The organism is Planotetraspora sp. GP83 (assembly GCF_041262585.1).
Classification (GTDB): domain Bacteria; phylum Actinomycetota; class Actinomycetes; order Streptosporangiales; family Streptosporangiaceae; genus JAOEGB01.
Window position 1 is genome coordinate 130,354 of record NZ_JBGCBZ010000021.1, and the last position, 6,316, is coordinate 136,669.

The 6,316-nt window shown below is 69.3% G+C and carries 6 protein-coding genes and 1 pseudogene; 3 read left to right on the plus strand and 4 right to left on the minus strand.

Annotated elements, in window-relative coordinates; all coding sequences use genetic code 11:
• Positions 1-29: 29 nt before the first annotated feature.
• On the minus strand, positions 30-1,184 hold the full coding sequence (gene efeO / locus ABH927_RS26610; protein WP_370025904.1) for an iron uptake system protein EfeO: 1,155 nt from the start codon (positions 1,182-1,184) through the stop codon (positions 30-32).
• A 32-nt stretch (positions 1,185-1,216) separates the two neighbouring features.
• Entirely contained in the window at positions 1,217-2,059 is an 843-nt protein-coding gene (gene efeU, locus ABH927_RS26615; RefSeq protein WP_370025905.1) for an iron uptake transporter permease EfeU, read from the minus strand.
• A gap of 266 nt (positions 2,060-2,325) precedes the next feature.
• On the opposite strand from efeU, the pseudogene ABH927_RS26620 reads away from it, so the two are divergent.
• Positions 2,326-2,490 (plus strand): annotated as a pseudogene (locus ABH927_RS26620) (ATP-binding cassette domain-containing protein); the annotation flags it as partial.
• A 192-nt stretch (positions 2,491-2,682) separates the two neighbouring features.
• On the plus strand, positions 2,683-3,651 hold the full coding sequence (locus ABH927_RS26625) for a hypothetical protein (RefSeq protein ID WP_370025907.1): 969 nt from the start codon (positions 2,683-2,685) through the stop codon (positions 3,649-3,651).
• Positions 3,652-3,866: 215 nt separating this feature from the next.
• Here ABH927_RS26625 and ABH927_RS26630 read toward each other — a convergent pair whose 3' ends face one another.
• Together ABH927_RS26630 and ABH927_RS26635 are read right to left on the minus strand one after the other, a co-directional pair.
• Positions 3,867-4,124, minus strand: coding sequence for a zf-TFIIB domain-containing protein (locus ABH927_RS26630; RefSeq protein ID WP_370025909.1), 258 nt, complete (start codon positions 4,122-4,124; stop codon positions 3,867-3,869).
• Positions 4,125-4,156: 32 nt separating this feature from the next.
• Positions 4,157-5,248: a phosphotransferase family protein gene (locus ABH927_RS26635; protein ID WP_370025911.1), complete on the minus strand. Its 1,092-nt coding sequence runs from the start codon at positions 5,246-5,248 to the stop codon at positions 4,157-4,159.
• 794 nt (positions 5,249-6,042) lie between these two features.
• Between ABH927_RS26635 and ABH927_RS26640 the strand changes: the two genes are divergently transcribed.
• Positions 6,043-6,316: hypothetical protein (locus ABH927_RS26640; RefSeq protein ID WP_370025913.1), on the plus strand; the 274-nt coding region annotated here is incomplete at its 3' end.

A 6,316-nucleotide genomic window follows, 5' to 3' on the forward strand; every position in this document is an offset into this window, starting at 1 on the left:
GCCACTCAATGGGCCACGCACTGAGTCACTCACTTGGCCACCACCACGGCGGCGACCCTGCTGATCGGCTCGGCGAGGGCGTTGATGGCGTCCGACAGGGCCTTCAGATCGTCCTTGGACAGCTCGTTGTGCGGCTTCCAGCCGTCCCCGGCCCGGTGCTCGCCGAGCGTGCTCTCGGCCGCGGCGAACTTCTCGTCGAGGGTCGTCACCAGGTCGGCGGCGCGCTCCTGCAGCACCGGCCGGAGGGCCTGGACGGCCGCCTTGGACCCCTGAAGGTTGGCGTCGAAGTCCCACAGGTCGGTGTGGGAGTAGCGGTCCTCCTCGCCGGTGATCTTGCCGGTGGCCACCTCGTCGAGCAGCTCCTTGGCGCCGTTCGCCAGCTGGACGGGGGAGAGCTCCGCCGAGTTGGACTTCGCCACGATCGTGGTGACGTCGGCCATGAGCTTGTCGGCGATCGGGCCGTCCTCGCTGACGTCCTTCGTGACCCAGAGATCCTTCTCGATCTTGTGGAAGCCCGTCCACTTCTCGCCCTTGGCCACGTCGTTCTCGCGGGCGTCGATCGCCGGGTCGAGGTCGCCGAAGACCTCGGCCACCGGCTCGATGCGCTCCCAGTAGGTGCGGGCGACCGGGAAGAGCTCCTTGGCCTTGGCGATGTCGCCCGCCTTGACCGCGTCCGCGAACTCCTTCGTCTTGACGAGCAGCGTGTCGGACTGGGACTTGATGTACGCCTTGTAGCTCGCGACCGCCTCGGCGAGCTTCGCGTCCGCGGCCAGCGGCTTGTGCTCGCCGGTGACCGTGAGCGGGTTGCGGATCCCCTTCCCCGACATTCCCGGCTTGCAGGTGGCCTCGTAGGCCCCCGGCGGGAGCTCGATGACGACCTCGCGGGTCAGGCCGGGCACGATGTTCTCGACCTCGCCCATCACCCGGTCGCCCGGGGCGTACACGTAGAACTCGGTCACCTTGCTGCCGTTGTTGGTCACGGCGAAGGTGGAGGTGCCGGCGGCGAGCTGGGCCGTGCCGACCTGGCACTCGGTGTCGGTGGCGGCGACGGCGATCTTCCCGGGCTTCCCGGGCTCGGCCGCGGCGGTCGTCGTGCCGGTGCCCCCGGAGCCGCTTGTCGAGGAGCAGGCGGTGAGCCCGGCGAGGGCCAGGGCGGCGGCGGTCAGGACGGTGGCGGTGCGCATGTGCGTGGGACTCCGACTCTTGCGGTGAGGGTTCAGGAAGCGGGCTGAGCCGATTTGGGAGCAGGACTCACGGGCGCCTTGCTGGAGGGCCGGAGGAAGAGGAAGAGAACGGGCAAGGCATAGGCGACCCAGGCGATCGTCTCCAGCACGCTGGGCTGCGCGGTGATGTTGAACATGCCGCTGAGCAGCGTGGAATACCACGCCGACGGGTCGAGGACGCCGCTGATGTCGAAGGCGAGGGTGTTCAGCCCGGGCAGCACCCCCGACTCCTGGAGATCGTGCACGCCGTACTTGAAGATGCCGGCGGCGACCAGGATCAGCAGCAGCCCCGTCCAGGTGAAGAACTTGGTGAGGTTGATCACCAGAGCGCTCAGGTAGAGCGCCCAGCCGAGGGCGACGGCCACGAGCAGCCCGAGGGTGATCCCGATCAGGGGGCTCGCGCTGGCCGCCGCCCCCTGCGCCGCGGCGAACCACAGGAGCGCCGTCTCCAGGCCCTCTCGGGCCACGGCGAGGAACGCCATGACGACGACGGCGGTCCCGCCGAGCTGGAGGGCGTCGCTGAGCTTCTCCCGGAGCTCGCCCGACATCTTCCGCGCCGCCGTCCGCATCCAGAAGATCATGAAGGTGACGAACACGGTGGCGGCCAGCGAGGCGATCGCGTCGAACAGCTCGTGCTGCCGCGATTCCAGGTGCGCGGCGGTGAAGGTGAGCAGCGCGCCGAACCCGACGGAGAGCGCGACGGCCGCCCCGACTCCCGACCAGACGAGCGGCAGCCTGTCTCGGCGGTCGCTCTTGACCAGGAAGGCCACGAGGATGGAAACGACGAGCGTCGCCTCCAGGCCCTCGCGCAGCCCGATGAGGAAGCTCGCGAACACAGTGGCCCTCCGGGGGAGTGGTAAGCCTTACCTAAATTAGGACAGGGTTACCTTACCGGCAAGAGGCCATGGTCATCTAGTGGGGGAGGCTTTTGTCACTTCCCTGGTCGCCTGCCTCCCCGGTCACCGGAAAACCAGTGGCGCGGGGGCGGTCCCGGTGCCTAGCGTGGCAGCCGTCTGGTAGTCGCATCCCTGGAGGTTCCGTTGGAGTTCTGAGGTCGCCGCCACCGTGCATTCACCTCATGAGCATCCCCGGGATCGTCTTTATGCCATTTTCCGTCATTTGTGCTCGTTTGTCCTTTTCGTGGCCTGACCGCACATCCGTTTTCGACGGCCTCGACTTCACTTTCGGGACGGGCCGGACAGGGCTCATCGGGGCGAACGGTTCCGGGAAATCCACGCTGCTCAGGCTCGTCGCGGGCGAGCTGACGAACAACCTCGACCTGGCCAGCGTCAGGCAGCTCGCACAGGCGCTGTCGGCCTACCGGGGGGCGCTCATCGTGGCCGGCCACGACCTGCCGTTCCTGGAGTCGATCGGGATCGCGAGGTGGCTGTCCGTCGGTCAAGAGGGGCTGACGGCGTCGTCTTGACACACGGTGTTTGATCCGTAAAAAGTGGTGGGGGTGATCTCTCCCCGACTACCGGCGGCCGCGCTGGCCGTGACCTTCGCCCTGGCGGCCTGCACCGGAAAGAGCTCCACGGGCGGCCCCAGCCCGGCCTCTCCCGCCGGCGCCTCGCCCGGGTCCTCATCTGGGTCCTCGTCTGGATCTCCGGCCCCTTCGGGGCTGACGCCCGAGGCCTACCAGGTCACGCTGGACGGGGCCGGCAAGCCCGTCGCCGCCGCGCTGGGCGCCATCGCCAAGGCCCGCACGTTGCGGTCGATCGGCCAGCGGATCGACCGCGCCAAGAACGCGGTCGACGACGCGGTCGGGCAGCTCGGTGGCGTCCAGCCGCCCGCGGACATCGGCCCGGAGCACGCCGACTACCTCGCGGCGCTGCGCGCGATGAACGGCGAGCTGGACACCCTCCATGTCGCCGTCGACGGGCGCAGCCTGTGCACCTCGGGGGCGGTCCTCGCCCGGCTCGGCAAGTCGGGCGAGTTCGCCGATCTCAAGGAGGCCGGGGCGGACCTGGCGGGCGGCGGCGACTACCGAGGCGGGCTGATCGGCCTCAAGCCGCCCAAGGAGCGCGACCGCCGGCCCGGCAACGGCACGGTCCTGCTGTCGGCCGTCCGCGGCGGCCGGGGCAGCCTGACCGTCAAGAACGGCGGCTCCCGGGACGGGGTCGTGAGCCTGGTCAAGGGCAAGAAGAAGGCCGTCAGCCTCTACGTGCGGAAGAAGTCGACCGCCAAGGTCCCCAACATCAGGGACGGGAGCTACCGCGTCTACTTCACGACCGGCGTCGACTACGACCGCGCGGCGCACGCCTTCAACAGAAGCTGCCGGTTCTCGCGGTTCGATGACGCGTTGCGCTACCGGACCACCTACACGGCCACCCAGGTCCGCTGGAACAACTGGACGATCACGCTGAACAAGATCAGCGGTGGGAACGCGTCGACAAGCGACGTCAACCCGGACGACTTCCCGTCCTGAGACTTTCCACGGGCACCTGTGGGAGGCGCGGCGGCTCCGTGCGGTGTCATGACCGTCCCGCCGGGGCTCGCGTCCTGCCGAAGGCTTCCCCTGCTGGGCGGAGGTTCCGTACTCGGACGAAGTCCCCGGCGGAGACCATAAGGCCCCGCCTGAGACGAGAAGACCCCTGCTGGGACGAAAGGCCGCGGTCCGGGACCGCGGCCTTTCCGTTGGGCTCAGCTGGAGAAGAGCATGCCCACCCAGCTTCGGTTGTGGTGGCCGTGGTGCCCCCCATGGTGCGGCGCGCCCCAGGCCGGGCCATTGTGAGCGGGCGGCGGCGCGTACTGCTGCTGCGCCCACTGGGACTCCAGCCTGGTCAGCGTCTCCAACTCGCCGTAGTCCAGGAAGATCCCCCGGCAGTTGTCACACTGCTCGATGTGGATCCCGTTGCGGTCGTACGTCCGCATCCGGCCACGGCACTTGGGACACTCCATCGATAACCCTCTCCCTGCTCTATCTCTAAGCTCTATCTCTGGCTTTCGCCTGCGGCCGCGAGGATCCTCTCGCAGGAGGAGACCAGCGCCAGGGCCACGTCGTCGAGGGCGTCGCCCGCCCTTCTCGCCGTGACCACGGACGTCGCGGCCAGTTGGACGGTCAACGCCCGGGCCGGCAGGTCGAGTTCCCGCCACGGGTCGTCGTACGGCACGGCCGCGCCGCCCGCTCGGAGATAGGCGGACAGGAAGTGGTCCCACGCGGCGGGCTCCAGCAGCCCGGCCGCGAACCAGGCCGCGGGGCGGGCGAGGTCCCACGCCGGGTCGCCCACCCCGAGGTCGTCCGGATCGATCAGCAGCCACGTCCCCGCATGGCGGACGAGCTGTCCCAGATGCCAGTCGCCGTGCGTCAGCGCCGGTCTCGCGGCCGGAAGAGTCAGCGGCGGCAGCGTCTCGTACGCCTTCCGGATGATGGCGACAGCGTCCACACCGCCCAACTCGTCCGAATCCTGCTCACCCCCGCCGTACTTCCCCATGCGGGACTCTCCGGCGCCCGCCCTGTCCCTGATTGGGTCATCCTTGCTCTGCTCGCCTCTGTCCAGCTCTCGCGCCTCTGGTGCGAGGCTGTCCGACTCCGCAGTGCGCTGTGCGAGGCTGTCCGACTCGGCCGTGCCGTGTGCGACGCTGTCCGGCTCCGCAGTGCGCTGTGCGGTGACGCTGTCTTGTTCGATTGCGTCCAACTCCGCCATGGCTCTGGCCAGGCGCGCGGGTCCGCCTGCTGGGGGCATACCGGTGGGCAGGGGATGGGCGTGGAGCCGCGCGAGGAGCCGGCCGCCTTCCTCCCATGGCGTGGCGCCGCTGTCGAGGAGGGCGGGAGTCAGCGCCTTCCCGGCGGGCCAGATCGTCACGAGCCGGTCGCCCAGCCGATCCAGGCCGAGGGGGACCAGCATCACCCCGGGCAGCCGACCGGCCATGTCCAAGCGAGCGCGTAGTCCTTTCTCGTCCGTGTCGGCCGGGTGAGCCTTGACCACGACGTCGCCGACCCGCACAACCAGCACCCGAGTGTCCTTGAGCACCGTCACCGGCCCGTCGCGCCGCGCGAGCCGTACAAGATCGTCAACGAGCATGGGAACTCAAGTGCTGATCATCCACGACGTAAGCCTAAACGCGGGGCCTGAGAGGTCCTCACAAATTCTCGGAGGGCCGTTCGCGGTCGTACGTGGGCGTGCTGCTCCAGGCCAGGAGGCGACGGGCCGGGAACGCCCCGGCCGCGTGCGTCTTCTGGCGGGCGTATCCGGGAGATCGCGGCTCGGCGACTCGGGTCCGTTCAGGCATCTTAGGTAGATCTTTAGCACAGCCCTCTGACCTGCGGCTTTGCGGTGGATCATGCTCGGTTTTGTCGTAGGTGCTGGATAGCGTGAGGGCAGTTCTTGAGATCCGCTACAGCCCAGGGGAGGTGCCGTCGATGTCCGGGTCGCCGATCGACGTAGCAGGTTCCTCTCCTACGGCGCGCCCCTCCAGGCGCGAGTTGCCCGATGTCCTCAAGGGCACTGTGCTGGACCCTGACTACGTTCCGCCGCAGCGCTCCGCCGACGAGGCGTACGGCGACGCCTGGCAGCACGAGGCATACCGTCAGTTCGTCCGGGGACCCTCTTCCGACGCCGGCACCTCCGGTCCCTCCACGAGCTCGAGTGACTCCGACTCTTCCGGCGGCAGTGAGCCGTCCGGCGTTGAGCCGTCTGGCCGTCAACCGTCTGATGGTGAAACGTCTGGCGGTCACGAGCCGCCTGCCGTGTCTATGGGTTCTGAAGAGCCGGGGCGGTCTACGGGTTCGGGGACCGCAGGTTCGGACGGGCCGGTGGGGTCGGCAGGAGGCCCGTCAGGTTCGGGTTCGGGTGGGCCGGCGGCGTCCGGGGTGTTGGTGTCGGAGTTGCGGGAGATGGCGTCCCGGCTGGCGGTGGCCGGCCTTCCCGACAGCGCCGCGCTGTGTCTGGTTGAGGCGGAGGAGTTGCTGTACGCGCGGGATCGGTTGACCTCGGCGATCGCCGCGCGGGTGGGCCGGGTGCATGTGGCGGGGGAGGTCAAGGGTGTCGGGTATGGCTCGACCGGGACGTGGTTGCGCGGCGCGGCGGGGATGACCGGTGCGGGGGCGTCGCGGTTGCTCCGGCTGGCGACGGAGCTGGCCCGGCTGCCGG